Genomic DNA, 21277 nt, shown 5'->3' on the forward strand with positions numbered 1-21277 from the left:
GGGCCGCCTCACTCGGCGGGTGGAAGCACGATATCGCGAACCACGAGCTCTTCGGCGGTTTCGAACGACAGTTGTGCAATGCGTCCGACGGCGCGGAGGTCGCCCGCAGCCGCTTCGAGCAGCCGCACGGCGTCTTCGGGGCCCGCGATGACGGCCGAGACGACCGGCGTCTTCTGCGAGGCCTTCGCGGCGGTCTTCGCACCGCGGATGCCAGTGAGGGCCAGGCCCGTGAGCTCGAGGAGCTCGACGCCGGCCTCGCCGCGTGCGTCGAGTTCGTCGACGGTCGGCCAGGTTGCGTTGTGGACGCTGCCCTCGTTCGACCAGCTCCACGCCTCTTCGGTCGCGAAGGGGATGACTGGGGCGAAGAGGCGAAGGAAAACGCTCAATGCGGTCTTGAGCGCGGCGACCGCCGAGGCCTGCTCGGGGCTCTGCACGCCGTAGGCGCGCTCCTTCACGAGCTCGAGGTAGTCGTCGCAGAACGTCCAGAAGAACGTCTCGGCGACCTCGAGGGCGCGCGCGTGGTCGTAGGCGTCGAGCGCACGCGTCGCCTGCTCGACGACGGTCGTGAGCGCGGCGAGCATGCTGCGATCGAGCGGCACCGTCACCGGGGCATCCGCGACGCCCTCGAACGACAGGATGAACTTCGCCGCGTTGAGCACCTTGATGGCGAGGCGGCGGCCGATCTTCACCTGCGTCGGGTTCTGCACGTCGAACGCGGCGTCGGTGCCGAGGCGGCTCGACGCCGCCCAGTAGCGCACCGCGTCGGAGCCGTGCTGGTCGAGCAGGCCGACGGGCGTCACGACGTTGCCCTTCGACTTCGACATCTTCTTGCGGTCGGGGTCGACGATGAAGCCCGAGATCGCGGCGTTGCCCCACGGCGCGACGCCGTGCTCGAGTTCGGCGCGGAGCGCCGTCGAGAACAGCCACGTGCGGATGATGTCTTGGCCCTGGGGGCGGAGCGAGTAGGGGAACACGAGCTCGAAGAGCTCGGGGTCGCGCTCCCAGCCGCCCGCGAGCTGCGGGGTGAGCGACGAGGTCGCCCACGTGTCCATGACGTCGTGCTCGCCGATGAAGCCGTTCGGCGCGCCGCGCTGCGACTCGTCGAAGCCCGGTGCGGCGGCCGACGACGGGTCGACCGGCAGGAGGTCGCGCGTTGCCACGATGGGCTCGTCGAAGCGCGGGTTGCCCTCGCCGTCGAGCGGATACCACACAGGGATCGGCACACCGAAGAAGCGCTGGCGCGAGATGAGCCAGTCGCCCGAGAGCCCGCCGACCCAGTTCTCGTAGCGCACGCGCATGAAGTCGGGGTGCCACGCGATCTGGCGGCCGCGCTCGAGGAGTCGCTCCTTCAGGTCGGCGTCGCGGGCGCCGTTCACGATGTACCACTGGCGCGTCGACACGATCTCGAGAGGGCGGTCGCCCTTCTCGAAGAACTTCACCGGGTGCGTGATGGCCTTGGGGTCGGCGAGGAGGTCGCCCGACTCGCGCAGGAGCTCGACGACGGCCTGCTTGGCGCTGAACGTCGTCTTGCCCGCGAGCTGCTCGTAGGCGGCACGGCCGGCGTCGGTCGTGATCCACTCGGGCGTCTCGGCGATGATGCGGCCGTCGAAGCCGATGATCGCGCGGTTCGGCAGGTCGAGTTCGCGCCACCAGACGACGTCGGTCACGTCGCCGAAGGTGCAGATCATCGCGATGCCGGTGCCCTTGTCTTTCTGGGCGAGGTGGTGCGCGACGACGGGCACCTCGACGCCGAAGACGGGCGAGATGACGGTCTTGCCGAACAGCGGCTGGTAGCGCTCGTCGTCGGGGTGCGCGACGAGGGCGACGTTCGCGGGGATGAGCTCGGGGCGGCTCGTCTCGATCTCGACGATGCCGCCGTCGGGGCGGTGGAACGCGATGCGGTGGTAGTGGCCCGGCTGCTCGCGGTCTTCGAGCTCGGCCTGCGCGACGGCGGTGCGGAACGTGACATCCCACAGCGTCGGCGCCTGCGCCTGGTACGCCTCGCCGCGCTCGACGTTGCGGATGAACGCGAGCTGCGACGTGAAGAGCGCCTCGTCGGCGATCGTGCGGTACGACTGCGTCCAGTCGACCGAGAGGCCGAGCTGGCGGAAGAGCGACTCGAACTGCTGCTCGTCTTCGACCGTCAGGCGCTCGCACAGCTCGATGAAGTTGCGGCGCGAGATCGGCAACTGGTCGGCGGCCTTCGTGCTCTTGTTGTCGCCGCCCTCGAACGGCGGCGTGAAGTCGGGGTCGTACGGCAGCGACGGGTCGCAGCGCACGCCGTAGTAGTTCTGCACTCGACGCTCAGTGGGCAGGCCGTTGTCGTCCCAGCCCATGGGGTAGAAGACGTGCTTGCCGCGCATGCGCTGGTACCGCGCGATGAGGTCGGTGTGGGTGAACGAGAACACGTGACCGATGTGGAGCGAGCCCGACGCCGTCGGCGGGGGAGTGTCGATCGAGTAGACGTCGTCGGCGGTGGCCGCGTCGCGGTCGAACCGGTAGGTGCCGTCGACCTCCCACGATTCGCCCCACTTGGTCTCGAGACCTTCGAGTGCGGGCTTCTCGGGGATGCGGGCGTCGGTGGGCTCGGGGAACGTCATGCGGTCATGCTCCGTCGGTATATGCGGCACCGAGTCCGTAGGGGTGCCTGAATGTGTGGGTTCCCGTCAATGGTAGCGAATGCGGGCTGGGCGTCCGGTTCAGGAGCGCGACGACCGGATGGCTCGGGGCGCATCCGCGACGAGTGCCGCCGTATAGGCGTCGGCCGGGGAGCCGAGCACCGCAGTCGTCGGCCCCTGCTCGACGATGCGCCCGTCACACAAGACGACGATGCGGTCGCTCATGTGGGCGGCCACGTCGAGGTCGTGGGTGATGAACAGGTAGGCGAGGCCGCGCTCCTGCTGCAGGTCGTCGAGGAGGTCGAGCACGCGCGCCTGCACGGTGACGTCGAGTGCCGACACGGGTTCGTCGAGGACGAGCACCTCGGATTCGCGTGCGAGCGCACGGGCGATCGCGAGCCTCTGGCGCTCGCCGCCCGAGAGCGAGTCGGGTCGGCGTGTGGCGAAGGCGGAGTCGAGCCCGACGGCGTCGAGGAGTTCTCCGATGCGTGCGCGTCGGGCTGCCCGCGGGCTGCGCGCGACGGAGGTCGGCAGCGCGTCCGCGAGCGACGCGGCGACGGTCAGCCGCGGGTCGAAGGCACTGCGGGTGTCCTGCGCGACGAAGCCGATGCGAGGGCGGCGCGCGCGGCGCGCGCGCTCGGGGGAGGCGCTCCAGGGTTCGCCGAAGAGTTCGACGGCTCCTGAGTCGGGTGCCGTGAGCCCGAGCACGAGCCGGGCGATCGTCGACTTCCCGCTCCCCGACTCTCCGATCACGGCGAGAGTCTCGCCCGCGGCGAGTTCGAGCGACACGTCGTCGACCGCGATCCGTTTGCCGCTTCGTCCCGCGAACGACTTCGTCACTCCGGTCAACGCGAGCACCGGGGGAACTGGACGTTCGGTTCGCGTGCGCTGCGCGAGGGGCGCTCCGGATGTCCCGAGCAGCCGCCGGCCTCTGGGCACGCCGGCGGGCGACGCCCCGATGAGTCGGCGCGTGTACTCCGTCGCGGGGGCGGCGAGCACGGTCGCGGTCTCGCCCGACTCGATCACGCCGCCGGCCTTCAGGACGTGCACACGGTCGGCGATCTCGGCGACGATTCCAAGGTCGTGGCTGATGAGGAGGATGCCGGTTCCGGCGCGCTTGAGGCGACTGAGTTCTTCGAGCACGCGGCGCTGCACGCCCGTGTCGAGCGCGGTCGTCGGCTCGTCGGCGATCACGAACGGCGGATCGAGCACGACCGCCGACGCGATGAGCGCCCGCTGGCGGAGGCCGCCCGAGAGTTCGCCCGAGAGCGACCCGACGCGGTCGGCGGGATCGGGCATGCCGACGCGCGCGAGCGCCTCGAGCACGCGGGCGCGACGGGCATCGCGTGACTCGCCCGTGTGGAGGCGCACGGCGTCGTCGATCTCGCGCCCGATGGGTCGCAGCGGGTCGAGCGACGTGAGCGCGTCTTGCAGGACGAGCCCCACTCTGCTGCCGCGCAAACCGCGAAGACGGCGCTCGGATGCCTCGAGCACGTCGACCCCGTCGACGACGAGCCGATCTGCGGAGACCGCCGCTCCGCGGCCGGCGAGCCCCAGGAGTGCTCGGGCCGAGAGCGACTTGCCGCTGCCCGATTCGCCGACGAGTGCGACGCATCGGCCCGGCTCGACCGCGAACGAGATGCCGTGCACGACCTCGACGCCGCCGAAGGCGATGCGCAGGTTCCTGACGTCGACGAGGCTCATCGTGCCGACCTTCCCGCCGCGAGGCGGCGGCCGAGCACGGTCGCCGACACGATGGTCGCGATGATCGCGAGGCCCGGGATGACGGTCATCCACCACGCAGTCTGGATGTACGTGCGACCGGCGTTGAGCATGGCGCCCCACTCGGGCGCCGGAGGCTGGGTGCCGAGACCGAGGAAGCTGAGCGTTGCCGCCCACACGATCGCCTGCCCGATGCCGAGCGTCGCGAGTACGAGGAGTTCGCGGGCGAGGTTCGGGACGATCGTGCGCACGACGATGCGGGAGGGCCGGTGGCCGAGCACCCGTGCGGCCTCGACATAGCCGGTCTGGCGGAGTTTGAGCGTCTGTCCGCGGATGATTCGGGCGTAGCCGGGTGCGGTCGAGAGGCCGACGGCGATCGTCGCGGTGAGCGGCCCCGGCCCGAAGAGCGCGATCACGAGGAGCGCGAGGAGGAGCCCGGGGAACGCGAAGAGCACCTCGAGTACCCGCCCGACGACGAAGTCGCCGACGCGACCCGCGAGCCCTGCGATGAGCCCGAGGGGGAGCGCGAGCCCGAGGCCGATCGCGGTCGCTGCGACGCCCACCACGAGCGACGCGCCCGCGCCGTGCACGAGCCGCGTGTAGAGGTCGCGGCCCGACTCGTCGGTGCCGAAGACGTGGCCGGGCCCGGGCGGGGTGAACGCCTCTCGCGGCGCGATCGCGAGCGGGTCGCCCGGTGCGAGGAGCGAGGGCCACAGGGCCGCGACCACGAGGACGACGACGTACACCAGCGCGAGGAGTTCGGGCAGCGTGAGTCCGATGCTGCGGACGAGCGTGCGGCCACGTGCCCCGTGGACGGCGGTCTCGGTCATGCGCCCACCCCCTGTCCGTCGCGGGCGAGCCGGGGATCGACGACGGTCGAGACGACATCGGCGACGAGTGTCACGACGATGTAGGCGATCGCCGTCACGATGACGATGCCCGTCACGAGCGGGACATCCCGGATCGTCACCGCCTGCAGGAGCGAACGGCCGAGCCCGGGCCGCGCGAAGATCGTCTCGACGACGACCGCCCCGCTCACGAGGTAGCCGAACGCCCACGCCGAGAGGTTGACGCCCGGGATCGCCGCGTGACGGATCGCGTGGCGGAACCGAATGCCCGACGGAGTCTCGCCGCGCGCCCGCGCCGATAGCACGAAGGGGGAGTCGAGCGCTTCGACGAGCGACTCGCGCATGACCTGCGCGAGGAAGCCGGCCGTCGGGATCGCGAGCGTCAGCACCGGGAGCACGAGTCCGGCGGGCGTGCCGTTCGACACGGGCGGCAGCCATCCGAGCGCCGTCGAGAACAGCGCGATCGAGACCGCCGCGAGCCAGAACTGGGGGAGCGCCGCCGCGACGGTCTCGAGGCCGCCGCCGAGCGCCGCCGACAACTTGTCGCCGCGCGTCGACCACAGCGCCAGCGCGAGGCCGATGACCCACGCGACCGCGAGCGACAACAGTGCGAGGGTGAGCGTGCCGACGAGCTGCTCGCCGATGATCGTCGCGACGGGCTGCCGCAACGCGTACGACGTACCGAGATCGCCGGTCAAGAGCCGACCGAGCGCTGCGAGGTACTGCTCCCACAGCGGGCGGTCGAGCCCGTACTCGGCTCGCACGAGCGCGAGCGACTCGGCGCTCGCCTGACTGCCCGGCCCGCCGAGGATCGCGAGCGCGGGATCGCCCGGCACGAGCCGGATCGCGAAGAACGTCACCGTGACGACAGCCCAGATGACGAAGATCGCGCCGAGGATGCGCCACGCGACCCGTGCTGAGACGCGACGCGCCGTCCGCGCCCCGGAGGTCGGGGCGCGGACGGCGGCGGCGGGCTCGTTCACTCGTCGTGCGGCGGGTCGGGCGCTCAGCCGACGAAGTGCGCGGCGAGGAACGTCGGCGTCGACACCGTCGGCATCGCGCGCACTCCCTCGACCTTCGTCGAGATGAGGAAGTGGTTCTGCTGGTCGTAGATCGGCAGCAGGTGGAACTGCTCGAGAAGCCGCTGCTGCACCTGCTTGTAGAGGTCGGCTCGCTCCGCCTCGTCTTGCGACGCCGAGGCCGCGTCGAGGGCCGCATCGATCTCGGGATCCTTCACCTGGGCGAGGTTCGCGAAGTAGCCGCTCGGCGCGGGAACGGTCGAGGCCGAGTGGTACACGATCCGCAGCACGTCGGGGCCGACCTTCGTGTACGGGGCGCTCACGAGCTCGTACTCGTGCGCCGCGAGCGCGCCGTACCAGCTCGACAGGTCGAGGAGTGTGATCTGCACGTCGAACCCGACGTCGGCGGCGCCCTTCGCGAGCTGCTCGAAGAGCGACTGCTCGGCCGCGACCGACTGGTTCGTGCTCACGGGGAATCGCGCCGTCAGGCGGGCGCCGTCCTTCATTCGGGTGCCGTCGGAGTCGCGCTCGGTCCAGCCCGCCTCGTCGAGCAGGCGGTTCGCCTCGTCGGGGTCGACCGTGAAGAGGCTCGGGTCGCTGAACGAAGTCGGCTCGACGCTCGAGAGCGGGGAGAACGAGCGCGGAGCGGTGTCGAAGAAGAGCCCCTCGATGCCGGCGTCGACATCGACCGCGCGCACGAACGCCTCGCGAACACGCACGTCGTCGAACGGCGCCTGCGCCGAGTTGAACTCGATGCGATTGGATGCCCCGGGGCGCGGCGCGTCGAGATGCGTGATGCCGCGCTCCTCGCTCGCCGCCGCGATGGCGTCGGGCTGGGCGTTGTCGATGACGTCGACGTCGCCCGACTGGAGCGCCGCGTAGCGGGTCGCGGGGTCGGCGATGAAGCGCCACTCGATGCCGTCGAGGGCAGTCGGGCCGTCGTGTTCGGCGTCGGCGGGAGGCGAGTTGTAGTCGTCGTTCCGGACGAATGAGATGCGGTCCTGCTTCACCCAGTCCTTCACGATGAAGGGACCCGTGCCGATCGGAGCGAGGCAGTTCTCGTCGGTGCCGCGCTCGATGCCCGCGGGTGACTCGATCGCCGTCCACGGCTGGCTGAGCGACTCGAGGAGCGCGCTGTCGGGCGCCGACAGGTGGAAGCGCGCGTGGTCGGGCGCGACGACCTCGACCTCGGCGATCTTCGCGAGCGCGAGCCAACCCGTCGACGATCCGGTCTCGGGGTCTTGCACGTGCTCGACGTTGGCCTTCACCGCAGCAGCGTCGAACGGCGTGCCGTCGGTGAACTCGACGTCGTCTTTCAAGGTGAAGTCCCACGTGAGGCCGTCGAGGGAGACCTGCCACTCCTCGGCGAGCCACGGGATGATCTGCCCCGACGCGTCGCGCGACACGAGCGACTCGAGGAACTGCGTCGCTGCGAGCGCCTGCGGGAAGTTGCCGCCGACGTGCGGATCGAGGCACGTGGGTTCGGCGTCGCCCGACGCGTAGACGAGGGTGCCGCCTTCGGAGGCCTCGCCTCCGCCCGGTGCTGCGGGTGCGCACCCGGCGAGGAGGAGGGCTCCGGCGACGCTCGCGGCGAGCGCAAGACGGGTCGGACGGGGGAAGCGGACATCGGCGAACGGCTCCTTCTGAAGCGATCTGGGTGGGGAGGGCCGGGCGGGTCGTCGTTGCTCCGCAGGGCGTGCAGGCCGAGGCATCCGATTTCTGGACTCGGTCTCATAATGAGTGTATGACGGATTCCGACGACCGTGCCCGCCCGCATGCCGGGCGCACCGCCGGGCGCCCGCGGGCCTCGTCACGCCGGACGCTCGAAGACGCCGCGACCGAGCTGTTCCTCGAACAGGGTTACGCACGAACGACCATCGACCAGATCGCCGCGCGCGCGGGCGTCGGCCGCAACACCTTCTTCAACTACTTCCCAGGCAAGAGCGACCTCCTCTGGATCGACGTCGATGAGACGCTCGCAGGCCTCGACGCAGCCCTCGAAGCCGTGCCGGCCGTTGCACCGCCCGTGGCGGGGGCGCGCGACGCGCTCGTCGCGCTCGCCGCGAGACATCCGCACGGCGCCGTCCCCATCGCGCTCAGCCAGCACGAGTCCATGCAGACGCTCGACGAGTTCCGACAGGCCGGGCTCGGCAGGTTCGTCGCGCTCGCGACGCGATTGGGCGAATGGATGTCCCACCGCGCCGGTCTCCCCGGGCGAGACCCGCTCGTCGCGGCGTGCGCCGCCGCGATGGCCGCGGCCCTCGCCGTCGGCGCCGGCGACTGGGCGCTCGCGGGCACCGAGCGCGGCTCGCTCGCGGCCGACACCGAACGCGTGCTCGCCCCGATCGTCGCCGGTTTCGAGCCCGCGCTCGCCGCGATCGCCGGCGACACGGCGATGCGCACCGAGCCCGACTCCTTCCCCGAGGGCGCACTCGACTCGTAGCATGAGTCTCATCGGCGCGTGGGGCGCGCTGAAGGCGGGGGACGGCATGCAGACCAGGGGTTCCACGACGGCGACACGCGCGATCAGCGGCGGCGAGCGGTGACGGCGGCTGGCGGTGCCGCGCACGCAGCGGGCGGAGTGACCGCATCCGCGTCGCGATTCGCGATCGAGGCACCGTGGGCGCTCGACGCCGACGCGGTCGTCGAACGGCTCGACGCTTCCGAGATCGGACTGCCCGCGCACGAGGCGAAGGAGCGCTTGGCCGAGGTCGGTCCGAATCGTCTCGATCCGCCGCCCCGCAAGCCCTGGATCATCCGCGCACTCGCGCACTTCAACGACGTGCTCATCTACATCCTGCTGGTCGCGGCGGTGCTGAAGGCGATCATCGGCGACTGGATCGACTTCACCGTCATCCTCGCCGTCGCCCTCATCAACGCGGGCATCGGCATCATCCAGGAGGGCCGCGCGGAGCGCGCGATCGACGGCATCAAGGACATGCTGTCGGTCAATGCGCAGGCCAGGCGCGACGGCGTGTGGTCGACGGTCGAGGCCGAAGAGCTCGTCCCAGGCGACGTCGTGCGTGTGCGATCGGGCGACCGCGTGCCCGCCGACGTGCGACTGCTCGAGTCGGTGAACCTCCGCGTCGAGGAGTCGGCGCTCACGGGCGAGTCGGTGCCGTCGGCGAAGAGCGTCGACGTCGTGCCCGCCGACGCAGGCGTCGGCGACCGCTCCGACATGCTCTTCTCGGGACGATCGTGTCGGCGGGCACCGGCACCGCGATCGTGACCGGCACCGGGCCCCGCACCGAGATCGGGCGCATCCAGACGATGATCTCCGAGGTCGAGACCCTCGAGACGCCGCTCACGAAGACGCTCGCCTCGTTCGGCACGAAACTCGCCTACCTGATCCTCGGCGCGACCGTCATCCTCGTGCTCGTGGGGTGGCTCGTCTACCAGTGGGACTTCGCCGAGCTCGTCTCGGCGGCGATCGGCTTCGCGGTCGCAGCCGTGCCTGAGGGCCTTCCCGCGCTCGTCACGATTACGCTCGCGCTCGGCGTGCAGCAGATGGCGAGGCGGAACGCGATCACACGCAAGCTCGCCGCCGTCGAAACCCTCGGGTCGGTGTCGACGATCTGCTCCGACAAGACCGGCACGCTCACGAAGAACGAGATGACCGCGCGCGTCGTGCGCACAGCGGCCCACGAGTACTCGGTGTCGGGCGCGGGCTACGCCCCCCACGGCACGATCTCGATCGGCGACGCGGGGATCGACCCTGCCGCGCACGCCGAGCTCGCTGCGCTCATCGAGGTCATGTCGCTCTGCAACGACGCCCGCGTCGAAGAGGACGGCGGCCAGTGGCGCCTCGTCGGCGAACCCACCGAGGGGTCGCTTCGAGTGCTCGGCATGAAGGCCGGCTTCGACCGTGCAGGGTGGGAGCGCATCGCCGTCATCCCCTTCGAGTCCGAGAACAAGTACATGGCGGTGCTCGTCGAACCCGAGCACATCGGAGCCGATGCGCGTGCGATCCTCGTCAAGGGCGCACCCGACCGCGTGCTCGACCGATGCACGTCCCAGACCGCCGCCGACGGCAGCCGCGAACCCATCGACCGCGCATTCTGGGAGGCGCAGATCGACGAGATCGGCGACCGCGGTCTGCGTGTGCTCGCGGCGGCGCGGAAGCCCGCGGCATCCGGAGCATCCGAAGTCGACCACGACGACATCGAAACGGGCCTCGAACTCATCGGGCTCGTCGGCATCGTCGACCCGCCTCGGCCGGAGGCGATCGACGCGATCGCGATCTGCAAGTCGGCGGGCATCCGCGTGAAGATGATCACGGGCGACCACGCGGGCACCGCCCTGGCGATCGGACGCGAGATGGGCATCGCGGCCCCGGGCACGAAGGTGCTGACGGGCGCCGAGCTCGAGGCGATGGACGACGACGAACTCCGCGCCGTCGTGCGCGACGTCGACGTGTACGCGCGCACGAGCCCCGAGCACAAGATCCGCATCGTCTCGGCGCTGCAGCATCACGGCGAGGTCGTCGCCATGACGGGCGACGGCGTCAACGACGCACCGGCGCTCACGCAGGCCGACGTCGGCGTCGCCATGGGCATCAAGGGCACGGATGCCACGAAGGAAGCCGCCGAGGTCGTGCTCGCCGACGACAACTTCGCGACGATCGAGCGGGCGGTCGAAGAGGGCCGGCGCATCTACGACAACCTCCGGAAGTCGCTGCTCTTCCTACTGCCGACGAACGGCGCGCAGTCGCTCGTCATCCTGATCGCCGTGCTCGCGGGCCTCGCACTCCCGCTCGCGCCCGTGCAGGTGCTGTGGATCAACATGGTCACTGGCGTGACCCTCTCGCTCGCCCTCGCCAATGAGCGCGCCGAACACGACATCATGGACCGCAAGCCCCGCGATGTGAAGGCCGGGATATTGAGCGCGGCCGCCATCAGACGGATCATCGTGGTCTCGATCCTCATCGGCGGCGCGGCGCTCGGAGTGTTCTACTTCGAACGAGGGCAGGGCGCCGGCATGGCCGAGGCGCAGACCACGGCGGTCACGATGCTCGCGACCGGGCAGCTCGCGTACCTCTTCAACTGCCGGTTCCTCGACCGGTCGGGCCTCACATTCGCGGTCTTCCGCGGGAACGTCGCGGTCTGGTGGTCGACGCTCGCGCTCGTCGTGCTGCAACTCGTCTTCGTGTACGCGCCGTTCATGCACGACTGGTTCCGGTCGGCGCCCATCGGCATCCGCGAGTGGGGGCTCACGATCGCCCTGGCGATCGTGATCTTCCTCCTCGTCGAGCTGGTGAAATGGCTCGGGCGGGTTCGGGAGCGGTCGTCGGCCCGCCGGCTCGACGCGGTAGGATGACCGTACCGACATCGATCCGGCCATCACCGGGGAGTCTTCGGAAGAACGCGAGCGATCGTCAGTAGAACCGAACGGGGCGGCCCGTCACAGCCGACCGACGAGTGGTCCCGGGTTCGCCCGGGGCAAGCGAGGTGGTACCGCGGCAGCGGCTCGATCGAGCCGGTGGCGTCCTCGTGCAGGCATCCGTCCCGCAACAAGGAGCGAGCGTGTACCCGCGCACCCCAGACGACCACGGCGTGAACCCTTCGCCGAGCTTCCCCGCCATCGAGCAAGACGTTCTGGCGTACTGGAAGGCCGACGGCACCTTCCAGGCCTCCATCGACGAGCGCGAAGGCGCCCCCGAGTGGGTGTTCTACGACGGCCCGCCATTCGCGAACGGCCTCCCGCACTACGGCCATCTCCTCACGGGGTACGCCAAAGACCTGTTCCCGCGATTCCAGACGATGCGCGGCAAGCAGGTGCACCGCCGCTTCGGGTGGGACACGCACGGCCTCCCGCAGAGCTCGAGGCCGAGCGGCAGCTCGGCATCACCGACAAGAGCCAGATCGAAGAGATGGGTCTCGCCGCCTTCAATCAGGCCGCGCGCGACTCCGTGCTCCGCTACACGAAGGAGTGGCAGGAGTACGTCACGCGCCAGGCGCGTTGGGTCGACTTCGAGCACGACTACAAGACGCTCGACGTGACCTTCATGGAGTCGGTCGTGTGGGCGTTCAAGCAGCTCTACGAGAAAGGCCTCGCCTACGAGGGCTACCGCGTGCTGCCGTACTGCTGGCGCGACCAGACGCCGCTGTCGAACCACGAGCTCCGCATGGACGACGACGTCTACAAGATGCGCCAAGACCAGACCGTCACGGTCACGTTCCCCCTCACGGGCGCGAAGGCCGAGTCGCTCGGGCTCACGGCCGTGCGCGCCCTCGCGTGGACGACGACGCCGTGGACCCTCCCGACGAACTTCGCCCTCGCGGTCGGCCCCGACATCCAGTACGCCGTCGTGCCCGCGGGCCCGAACGGCACGCCCGACGCGACCGTGCTCCGAGAAGACGCCGGCGACGAGTCATCCGACACCGAGGTCCTCTCGGCCGAGTACCTCATCGCGATCGACCTCGTCGGCAACTACGCGAAAGACCTCGGCTACGACTCGGCCGACGACGCGCGCGCGGCGGTGTCGCGCACCGTGCGCGGCGCCGACCTCGAAGACGTGACGTACGACCGGCTCTTCGACTACTACGCCGACGTCGAGGAGTACGGCCTCCAGAACGCGTGGAAGATCCTCGTCGCCGACTACGTCACGACCGAGGACGGCACGGGCATCGTGCACCAGGCGCCCGCCTACGGCGAAGAAGACCAGAAGGCGTGCGAGGCGGCGGGCATCCCTGTCGTCCTCTCGCTCGACGACGGCGGCAAGTTCCTGCCGGTCGTGACGGATGTCGCGGGGCAGCTCTGGAGCGACGCGAACAAGCCGCTGACGCAGCTCCTCAAGGCCGAAGGCCGCCTGCTCCGCCAGGCGAGCTACGAGCACTCCTACCCGCACTGCTGGCGCTGCCGGAACCCCCTCATCTACAAGGCCGTTTCGAGCTGGTTCGTGAAGGTGCCCGAGTTCCGCGACCGCATGGGCGAGCTCAATCAAGAGATCTCCTGGGTGCCCGAGAACGTCAAAGACGGGCAGTTCGGCAAGTGGGTCGCGGGCGCCCGCGACTGGTCGATCAGCCGCAACCGGTACTTCGGCTCGCCCATCCCCGTGTGGAAGAGCGACGACCCCGACTACCCGCGCATCGACGTGTACGGCTCGCTCGAAGAGCTCGAGCGCGACTTCGGCCGCATGCCGCTGAACGGCGCGGGCGAGCCCGACCTGCACCGCCCGTACATCGACGAGCTCACGCGCCCGAACCCCGACGATCCCACGGGCAAGAGCGTGATGCGGCGGATCCCCGACGTGCTCGACGTGTGGTTCGACTCGGGTTCGATGCCCTTCGCACAGGTGCATTACCCCTTCGAGAACCGCGAGTGGTTCGACACGCACCACCCGGCCGACTTCATCGTCGAGTACATCGGGCAGACGCGCGGCTGGTTCTACGTCATGCACGTGCTGTCGACGGCGCTCTTCGACCGTCCGGCGTACCGCAACGTCGTGAGCCACGGCATCGTGCTCGGCAGCGACGGGCAGAAGATGTCGAAGTCGCTGCGCAACTACCCCGACGTCAACGAGGTGTTCGACCGCGACGGCTCCGACGCCATGCGCTGGTTCCTCATGTCGAGCTCGGTGCTGCGCGGCGGCAACCTCGTCGTGACCGAGGAGGGCATCCGCGAGGGCGTCCGCCAGGTCATGCTCCCGCTCTGGAGCACGTGGTACTTCTTCTCCCTCTACGCCAACACGGCGAGTGAGGGCGGTTACGAGGCATCCCGGCGCACCGACTCGACCGACGTGCTCGACCGCTACCTGCTCGCGAAGCTCGGCGACCTCGTCGACGACGTCGCGGCCGATTTCGAGGCGTTCGACTCGACGCTCGCGGCGCAGAAGCTCCGCGACTTCGCCGACGTGCTGACGAACTGGTACGTGCGTCGCTCGCGCGACCGGTTCTGGTCGGGTGTCGACGCCGACGGCAACGGTTCCGAAGCGTTCGACACCCTCTACACGGTGCTCGAGACCTTCGCCCGCCTCGCCGCCCCGCTCCTCCCGCTCGTGACCGAGCAGGTCTGGCGCGGCCTCACGGGCGGGCGCAGCGTGCACCTGGAAGACTGGCCCGACGCGAGCGAGTTCCCCGCCGACCCGGCGCTCGTCGCGGCGATGGACGCCGTGCGCGAGATCTCGTCGACGGCGCTCGCGCTCCGCAAGCAGGCCGGTCGCCGCGTGCGTCTTCCGCTCGCGAAGCTCACGGTCGTGACGGCGGATGCCTCGGGGCTCGCGCCGTTCGAGTCGATCCTGCGCGATGAGCTCAACGTCAAGGCCGTCGAGATCGTGCAGCTCGACAGTGAGAGCGCCGAGCGCTACGGCGTGACGAAGCGGCTCACGGTCAACGCCCGTGCGGCCGGCCCGCGCCTCGGCAAGCAGGTGCAGCAGGCGATCCAGGCGGCTCGTGCCGGTGACTGGTCGCTCGACGGCGACACGATCGTCGCGGGCGGCATCGCGCTCGAGCCGGCCGAGTACGAGCTCGTGCTCGAAGCCGCCGCCTCGGGCGACGGCGAGTCGGTGCTCGGTCTCCTCGCCGACGGCGGCTTCGTGCTGCTCGACACGGCGACGACGCCCGAGCTCGAGGCGGAAGGCATCGCACGCGACCTCATCCGCGCCGTGCAAGACGCGCGGAAGGCCGCGGGCCTCGAGGTCGGCGACCGCATCTCATTGACGCTCGCACTCGACGCCGACTCGCTCGGCGCAGCCGAGTCGTATCGCGACCTCATCGCCGGCGAGACGCTCGCGACGACGGTCTCGCTCGGCGAGCTCGGCGTTGACGAGGCATCCGGCCTCCAGCCCCTCGCGGGCGGCACACGCGTGACGATCGGAGTGGAGCGGGCATGAGCGGATTCGACGACCTCGACGGCGACCTCGCCGACCTCGACGACACCGCCGCGCGCGACGCGGCCGACGCCGTCTATGTCGAACTCCTCTCGCGCATCGGCGAGCAGGCCCCCGAGCACCGACTCGACGCAACCCGGCGCGCGGTCGAACTCCTCGGCGACCCGCACCGGGCCGCGCCCGTCATCCACCTGACGGGCACGAACGGCAAGACGACGACGGCGCGCGTCATCGAGAGCCTGCTCCGCGCGAGCGGGCTTCGCACGGGCCTCCTGACGAGCCCCCACCTCGAGCGGTTCACCGAGCGCATCCAGGTCGACGGGCTCCCCGTCGCCGACGCCGACGTCGCCCGCATCTGGGATGAGATCGCGCCCTACGTCGGCATCGTCGACGCCGAACTCGAGGCGAAGGGCGAAGCCCGGCTGACGTTCTTCGAGGCGCTCACGGTACTCGCATTCGCGGTGTTCGCCGACGCCCCCGTCGACGTCGTCGTGCTCGAGGTCGGCATGGGCGGCGAGTGGGACTCGACGAACGTCGCCGACGGCGAGGTCGCCGTGTTCACGCCCATCGCACTCGACCATGTTCCGCGGCTCGGAACGACGATCGCCGAGATCGCCCGCACCAAGGCGGGCATCATCAAGCCCGGGGCATCCGTCGTCACCGCGTTCCAAGCGCCCGAGGCGCTCGCCGTCCTGAGCGAGGTCGCGACCGCGACCGACGCGAGCCTCGCGATCGAGGGCGGCGCGTTCGCCGTGCTCGAAAGCACGGTCGCGGTCGGCGGGCAGGTCGTGTCGGTGCGCGGGCTCGCGGGGGAGTATCGGGATGTCCCGCTGCCGCTCTTCGGCCGCTACCAGGCCGACAACGCGGCCCTCGCGATCGCCGCCGTCGAGTCGTTCCTGGGCGGCGGCACCGTGCCGCTCGCCGACGACGTCGTTCAGGAGGGGCTCGCGGGCGCGACATCGCCCGGGCGCCTCCAGCGGATCGCGAGCGAGCCGACGATCATCGTCGACGCCGCCCACAACCCGCACGGCGCAGAGTCGCTCGTCGCCGCCCTCGACGAGTACTTCGACTTCGCCGAGCTGGTCATCGTGCTCGGCGTCCTCGGCGACAAGGACGCCGAGGGCATCGTGCGGGCGCTTGCGGCGACCGACGCGCGCTTCCTCGTGACGCAGTCGGCCTCCGACCGGGCGGTTCCGGCCGCGCGTCTGGCGCAGCTCGTGGCATCCGTCGTCGGCTCCGAGCGCGTGCAAGAGCTCGACCGTCTTGAAGACGCTCTCGAGGCCGCGCGCGACTGGGCGGGCGAAGAGCCGGGGCGCGGCGTCGTCGTGACCGGCTCGATCACCCTCGTCGGCGACGCCCTCGCCTACGCGGGTGACCGCGGATGGGGCCGCGCGTGAACCGCGGGTCGGTGCAGGCGAGCCTCGCCTCGATCGTGCTCGCGTTCGAGGCGATCGTGATCTTCCTCGCCGCGCTCGTCCTGTGGGGCCTCACCGTCGACGGCGACACGCCGTTCGGCCTGCCCCGTTGGTCGCTTCTCGTCGCGGGCGGCATCGTCCTCGTCCTCCTCGTCGCGACGATCGCGCTCCTGCGCCACCGGTGGGCCTTCTGGCTCGGCTGGGCCGTGCAGGGGCTCGTGTTCGTCTCCGGCATCCTCAACCCGGCGATGTTCATCGTCGGGGCGCTGTTCGGCGTCATGTGGGCCTACTGCATGATCGTCGGCGCGCGAATCGATCGAGAGAAGGCCGCCCACGAGGCGGCCGGAAAGGAATCGGCATGACCACCGCCATCGAAGAGACCCTCGTCCTCGTCAAGCCCGACGGCGTCGCGCGCAACCTCACCGGCGAGATCCTCCGCCGCATCGAGGCGAAGGGCTACTCGCTCGTCGACCTGAAGCTCGTGCAGGCAGATCGCGACCTCCTCGCGAAGCATTACGCCGAGCACGAGGGCAAGCCGTTCTACGAGCCGCTCGTCGAGTTCATGGAGTCGGGACCGGTCGTCGCGATGCGCATCGCCGGCAATCGCGTCATCGAGGGCTTCCGTTCGCTCGCGGGCGCGACCGACCCGACGACAGCCGCTCCCGGCACGATCCGCGGCGACTTCGGCCGCGATTGGGGCCTCAAGGTTCAGCAGAACCTCGTGCACGGGTCCGACTCGGTCGAATCGGCCGAGCGCGAACTCGCGCTCTGGTTCGCCTGAGCGGCGCCCGGCGGCGCTTCTGCCGTGATGATCGAGGGCCGGTCCCGTACTGGGGGCCGGCCTTCGCCGTTTCATCGCGCGCGAGCGGGTCGCCCGCGATCACCCGAACGCGTGCTGGAGATCGAGGAGCACTCGCGGGATCGCGTTCATCTGCACCTGAGCGAGCAGGATCACGACGACGTAGCAGACGAGCGTGATGACGGTGATCCACCCGAACCACGCGCCCGCGAGTCGTCGCACGCGGGTCGAGGCGGGAATGCGCCCCTCGCGGAGGTTGTCGAGTGTCACAGCCCAGAAGGTCGGAATGGTGACGGCCCACGTGAGCATGCACCAGGGGCACAGCACGTCGAGGACGTAGACCGACTGCGCGATGAGCCAGCCGACGAAGATCAGGGCGCCGAAGACACCGATGTTGAGGCCGATCCAGATCCAGCGCGGGAATCGCACGCCCGAGATGAGTGCGACGGCGATCGTGATGACGACGGGCCAGGCCATCATGCCGATGAAGGGGTTCGGGAAGCCGAAGACCGATCCCTGCCACGACGCGAGATTGGTGCTGCAGCCGACGAGAACGCCGACGTTGCACGAGGGCACGTGCGACGGGTCGGCGAGCGTGAGCACCTTCTCGAGTGAGAGTTCGAACGCCGCGAGGAGCCCGAGGGCGCCCGCGACGAGCAGGAAGATCCCGAGGGCGCGCTTGCGTTCGGGTGCGGGGGAGTCGACCATGCTCGGATTATGGCACGCCCTATCCGGCGTGCCATGTGCAAGCATGCGATAATCGAATGAGTCGTCCGGGCCGCGCCCGGCACGGCGCAGACGAAAGCTTTGAGGATGCGACGCATCCGTACTGCGGTGAAGGCACCGCAACGCACGTGACAAGTGGAGCGAGCGGTCCATGATCGCTCGCAGATGAAGGTTCGGCGATGCAGCGCGAAGCGCAGCATCGCTCCGAGGATTTCCGGGAGGATGGCGCGGCCATCGAAACCGGCTAGGAGTGCACCAGAGATGGTGGAAGGCAACGACCAGCAGAGAAACGACACCGGCGAAGACGCCACGGGCGGCAAGCGACGCGGCGGGCTCTTCGGCTCACGGCGATCGCGCGGCCGCCGGGTGCAGGTGATCCCGAGCACTGCGACGGAGGTCACGGGGGAGACCGATGCCGCGGCTGCGCCGATTCCCGTCGAGGCGACGTCGGCTGACGAAGCGGTGACCGTCGAAGACACGACGGCGACGCCCGAGGCAGCCGCGACCGTCGAGAACGAGTCCGCCGAGACATCCGAGTCCGACGACGACGGTGTCGCTCAGACGGAGGAGCCCGCCGTCGAGGCCGCGCTCGACCCGATCTTCGAACCCATTCCGGCGGGTCTCACGACGACCGCGCTCATCTTCCGCGCGCCGCCCGTGCTCATCGTGCCCGACCGGCCTGAACGACCCGAGCGCGGCGAGCGCCCCGAGCCGGCCGGCGAGGCCGGGTCGACCGTGCGTCGTCGCGCCCGTCGCCGCTCCGGCGAAGAGGGGGGCCCGACGGGCGACGAACCCGCCAACACGATCGTCAAGGTCCGGACGCCGCGCGAGCCCGAGCTCATCACCGAGCCGCAGCGAGTCAAGGGCTCGACGCGACTCGAGGCCAAGAAGCAGCGCCGTCGCGACGGCCGCGACGCGGGCCGCCGACGCGCGGTCATCACCGAGGCCGAGTTCCTCGCGCGTCGCGAGGCCGTCGACCGCGAGATGGTCGTCCGCCAGAAGAACGGTCGCATCCAGATCGGCGTGCTCGAAGACAACGTGCTCGTCGAGCACTACGTCGCGCGCAATCAAGACGCCTCGCTCATCGGCAACGTCTATCTCGGCCGCGTGCAGAACGTCCTTCCGAGCATGGAGGCCGCGTTCGTCGACATCGGCCGCGGCCGCAACGCCGTGCTCTACTCGGGCGAGGTCGACTGGGACGCCGCCGCCGAGAACGGCGAGAAGAACCAGCCGCGCCGCATCGAGCTCGCGTTGAAGCCGGGCGACCGTGTACTCGTCCAGGTCACGAAGGACCCCGTCGGCCACAAGGGCGCACGTCTCACGAGCCAGGTCTCGCTGCCCGGCCGCTACCTCGTGTACGTGCCCAACGGGTCGATGAACGGCATCAGCCGCAAGCTCCCCGACACCGAGCGCGCGCGCCTGAAGAAGATCCTCAAAGAGGTCCTGCCCGAGAACCAGGGCGTCATCGTGCGCACCGCGGCCGAGGGGGCGACCGAAGAGCAGCTCACGCTCGACGTCAATCGCCTCATCGCGCAGTGGAGCGACATCTCTGCGCAGCTCGAGAAGGTGCAGGCGCCCGCACTCCTGCACTCCGAGCCCGACCTGCTCGTCAAGATCGTCCGCGACGTCTTCAACGAGGACTTCCAGAAGATGATCATCGAGGGCGACGAGGCGCGCGAGACGATCGAGCGCTACCTCCGCGCCGTCGCGCCCGACCTGCTCGAGCGAGTCGAGGCGTACACCGGCGAGCGCGACTCGTTCGACGAGTTCCGCATCACCGAGCAGATCGAGAAGGCCCTCGACCGCAAGGTCTGGCTGCCGTCGGGCGGCTCGCTCGTCATCGACCGCACCGAGGCCATGACGGTCGTCGACGTCAACACGGGCAAGTTCGTCGGCTCGGGCGGCAACCTCGAAGAGACCGTCACGAAGAACAACCTCGAGGCCGCTGAAGAGATCGTGCGCCAACTGCGCTTGCGCGACATCGGCGGCATCATCGTCGTCGACTTCATCGACATGGTGCTCGAGTCCAACCGCGACCTCGTGCTGCGCCGTCTCGTCGAGTGCCTGAGCCGCGACCGCACGAAGCACCAGGTCGCCGAGGTCACCTCGCTCGGCCTCGTGCAGATGACGCGCAAGAAGCTCGGCCTCGGCCTCCTCGAGTCGTTCAGCGAGCCGTGCGAGGTCTGCGCAGGTCGCGGCATCATCGTGCACCACGAGCCCATCGCCCGTCACCGCGCTCCCGCGCAGCCCGTCGAGCGCCGTCGTCAGCGCGGCGGCCAGCAGAACCAGCCGGCGCAGCAGCAGGCGCAGTCCGAGCCCGCGAAGGCGCACGCCGGTGCGCACGAGATCACCGAGGACGTCAAGCACGCCCTCGCGCAGATCGCCGCCTCGACGATCGCGCACGGTCACGACCAGCCCAAGGGCGAGAACGGCCAGGCGGATGTCTCGGCCGACGCGCCTGCCGAGGGTGCGGCCGAGCAGGGCGCCTCCGGCGCCCAGCAGGGCGAGCCCGGCGAGGGACGCAGCCGGAACCGGCGCGGCCGTCGCCGGTCGTCGCGCGGAGGGTCGAACGGCGAGGCGCGCGGGGAAGCGCAGCAGGCCGAGACGACCGAAGCGTCGTCCGAAGCGGAACCGACCGAGGTCGAGGTCGACGAGACGGTCGTGGCCGTGGGCGTCGCGATCGAGTCCGACACGACCGAAGCCGTCGTCGATCCGTCCGAGACGGTCGAGTCCGGCGCCGCGATCCCGCTCCTCGAACTGCCGCTCGGCGACCTGCCCGAACCTCGTGAGCGCACGCGCCCGGTCGCAGCCGACACCGAGCACCTGCTCGACTCGGTGCTCGACGCGCTGCCGCCCTCGAAGCCCGTCGGTTCGGGTCGCAGTCGAAGCCGTCGTGTTTCGACGGCTGCCCTCAGCCCGTCGGAGGGCGCGCCGGTCATCGTGCGTGTCGACGGCGAGCAGCCGCCGGCCGACGACTCGCAGTCCTAAGCGCGATCCGGGCCCGTCGCGCGCAACTGCTCGCGGCGGGCCTGGCGCTCGCGCGTTGGAACCCGGAGTCCGCTGTGAATCAGCCTGCGGGCGAGTTCCTTGCCCTCGACCGGGGTCGCGCCGAGCTCGACCAGCTCGTCGTACCGCTCGATCGGCACGTCGTAGTGGTCGAGATCGAACGACCTCGGCGGAAGCCCCGCCCGTTCGGCGAACTCGTGGAGTTCGGCGAGCGACGAGTCGCTCACGAGGTGGCCCCATACCGTGCCGTGCTTCGGCCAGAGGGGCGGGTCGATGAGCACCGTCATGTCCGAATTC

The 21277-nt window shown here is 70.2% G+C and carries 14 protein-coding genes and 1 pseudogene; 8 read left to right on the top strand and 7 right to left on the bottom strand.

The window, feature by feature from the left end; genetic code table 11:
- Window positions 1–8 precede the first annotated feature (8 nt).
- The 5 genes from valS to ET445_RS12105 form a co-directional block, all read right to left on the bottom strand.
- Window positions 9–2600 (bottom strand): valine--tRNA ligase, encoded by a 2592-nt coding sequence (valS, locus tag ET445_RS12085; RefSeq protein ID WP_129191519.1) that lies wholly within the window; start codon window positions 2598–2600, stop codon window positions 9–11.
- Between the two features lie 99 nt (window positions 2601–2699).
- Window positions 2700–4322, bottom strand: a complete 1623-nt coding sequence (locus ET445_RS12090) for an ATP-binding cassette domain-containing protein (protein ID WP_129191520.1) — start codon at window positions 4320–4322, stop codon at window positions 2700–2702.
- A complete protein-coding gene (locus ET445_RS12095) occupies window positions 4319–5170 on the bottom strand; it encodes an ABC transporter permease (protein ID WP_129191521.1) in 852 nt (283 codons plus the stop codon). The genes ET445_RS12090 and ET445_RS12095 overlap by 4 nt, the downstream gene beginning before the upstream one ends.
- A complete protein-coding gene (locus tag ET445_RS12100; protein ID WP_129191522.1) occupies window positions 5167–6171 on the bottom strand; it encodes an ABC transporter permease in 1005 nt (334 codons plus the stop codon). The genes ET445_RS12095 and ET445_RS12100 overlap by 4 nt, the downstream gene beginning before the upstream one ends.
- Window positions 6172–6194: 23 nt before the next feature.
- A complete protein-coding gene (locus tag ET445_RS12105) occupies window positions 6195–7919 on the bottom strand; it encodes an ABC transporter substrate-binding protein (RefSeq protein WP_129191523.1) in 1725 nt (574 codons plus the stop codon).
- A gap of 32 nt (window positions 7920–7951) precedes the next feature.
- Here ET445_RS12105 and ET445_RS12110 point away from each other — a divergent pair, with 32 nt between their 5' ends.
- The 7 genes and pseudogenes from ET445_RS12110 to ndk all read left to right on the top strand — a co-directional run bounded on the left by ET445_RS12110 (window position 7952) and on the right by ndk (window position 17230).
- Entirely contained in the window at window positions 7952–8650 is a 699-nt protein-coding gene (locus ET445_RS12110) for a TetR family transcriptional regulator (RefSeq protein ID WP_129191524.1), read from the top strand.
- A 138-nt stretch (window positions 8651–8788) separates the two neighbouring features.
- On the top strand, window positions 8789–9436 hold the full coding sequence (locus ET445_RS18730; protein WP_481725542.1) for an HAD-IC family P-type ATPase: 648 nt from the start codon (window positions 8789–8791) through the stop codon (window positions 9434–9436).
- Complete coding sequence (locus ET445_RS12115; protein WP_481725543.1) at window positions 9406–11523, top strand: HAD-IC family P-type ATPase; 2118 nt, start codon at window positions 9406–9408, stop codon at window positions 11521–11523. Before ET445_RS18730 ends, ET445_RS12115 begins: the two co-directional genes overlap by 31 nt.
- A gap of 206 nt (window positions 11524–11729) precedes the next feature.
- Window positions 11730–15037 (top strand): annotated as a pseudogene (gene ileS / locus ET445_RS12120) (isoleucine--tRNA ligase).
- Window positions 15034–16431, top strand: a complete 1398-nt coding sequence (locus ET445_RS12125) for a bifunctional folylpolyglutamate synthase/dihydrofolate synthase (RefSeq protein ID WP_129191525.1) — start codon at window positions 15034–15036, stop codon at window positions 16429–16431. Before ileS ends, ET445_RS12125 begins: the two are co-directional and overlap by 4 nt.
- Entirely contained in the window at window positions 16428–16811 is a 384-nt protein-coding gene (locus tag ET445_RS12130) for a DUF4233 domain-containing protein (protein ID WP_165314391.1), read from the top strand. The genes ET445_RS12125 and ET445_RS12130 overlap by 4 nt, the downstream gene beginning before the upstream one ends.
- Window positions 16808–17230 carry a nucleoside-diphosphate kinase gene (ndk, locus tag ET445_RS12135; RefSeq protein ID WP_129191527.1) on the top strand — a complete coding sequence of 141 codons (423 nt, stop codon included), beginning with the start codon at window positions 16808–16810 and terminating at the stop codon, window positions 17228–17230. Before ET445_RS12130 ends, ndk begins: the two co-directional genes overlap by 4 nt.
- A 99-nt stretch (window positions 17231–17329) precedes the next feature.
- Here the strand turns inward: ndk and ET445_RS12140 are convergent, their stop codons facing one another.
- Window positions 17330–17956, bottom strand: a complete 627-nt coding sequence (locus tag ET445_RS12140; RefSeq protein ID WP_129191528.1) for a vitamin K epoxide reductase family protein — start codon at window positions 17954–17956, stop codon at window positions 17330–17332.
- 279 nt (window positions 17957–18235) lie between these two features.
- Between ET445_RS12140 and ET445_RS12145 the strand changes: the two genes are divergently transcribed.
- On the top strand, window positions 18236–20962 hold the full coding sequence (locus tag ET445_RS12145; protein ID WP_129191529.1) for an Rne/Rng family ribonuclease: 2727 nt from the start codon (window positions 18236–18238) through the stop codon (window positions 20960–20962).
- Here ET445_RS12145 and ET445_RS12150 read toward each other — a convergent pair.
- Window positions 20959–21267 carry a DUF4031 domain-containing protein gene (locus tag ET445_RS12150; RefSeq protein ID WP_129191530.1) on the bottom strand — a complete coding sequence of 103 codons (309 nt, stop codon included), beginning with the start codon at window positions 21265–21267 and terminating at the stop codon, window positions 20959–20961. The genes ET445_RS12145 and ET445_RS12150 overlap by 4 nt on opposite strands.
- Window positions 21268–21277 lie beyond the last annotated feature (10 nt).

It is taken from the genome of Agromyces protaetiae (assembly GCF_004135405.1).
Classification (GTDB): domain Bacteria; phylum Actinomycetota; class Actinomycetes; order Actinomycetales; family Microbacteriaceae; genus Agromyces; species Agromyces protaetiae.

Excerpts from the sequence above, each read along its gene's own strand:
- valS (WP_129191519.1), bottom strand. The coding sequence starts at position 2,600 with ATGACGTTCCCCGAGCCCACCGACGCCCGCATCCCCGAGAAGCCCGCA.
- ET445_RS12090 (WP_129191520.1), bottom strand. The coding sequence starts at position 4,322 with ATGAGCCTCGTCGACGTCAGGAACCTGCGCATCGCCTTCGGCGGCGTC.
- ET445_RS12095 (WP_129191521.1), bottom strand. The coding sequence starts at position 5,170 with ATGACCGAGACCGCCGTCCACGGGGCACGTGGCCGCACGCTCGTCCGC.
- ET445_RS12105 (WP_129191523.1), bottom strand. The coding sequence starts at position 7,919 with ATGCCTCGGCCTGCACGCCCTGCGGAGCAACGACGACCCGCCCGGCCC.
- ET445_RS12110 (WP_129191524.1), top strand. The coding sequence starts at position 7,952 with ATGACGGATTCCGACGACCGTGCCCGCCCGCATGCCGGGCGCACCGCC.
- ET445_RS12125 (WP_129191525.1), top strand. The coding sequence starts at position 15,034 with ATGAGCGGATTCGACGACCTCGACGGCGACCTCGCCGACCTCGACGAC.
- ndk (WP_129191527.1), top strand. The coding sequence starts at position 16,808 with ATGACCACCGCCATCGAAGAGACCCTCGTCCTCGTCAAGCCCGACGGC.
- ET445_RS12140 (WP_129191528.1), bottom strand. The coding sequence starts at position 17,956 with ATGGTCGACTCCCCCGCACCCGAACGCAAGCGCGCCCTCGGGATCTTC.
- ET445_RS12145 (WP_129191529.1), top strand. The coding sequence starts at position 18,236 with ATGGTGGAAGGCAACGACCAGCAGAGAAACGACACCGGCGAAGACGCC.
- ET445_RS12150 (WP_129191530.1), bottom strand. The coding sequence starts at position 21,267 with ATGACGGTGCTCATCGACCCGCCCCTCTGGCCGAAGCACGGCACGGTA.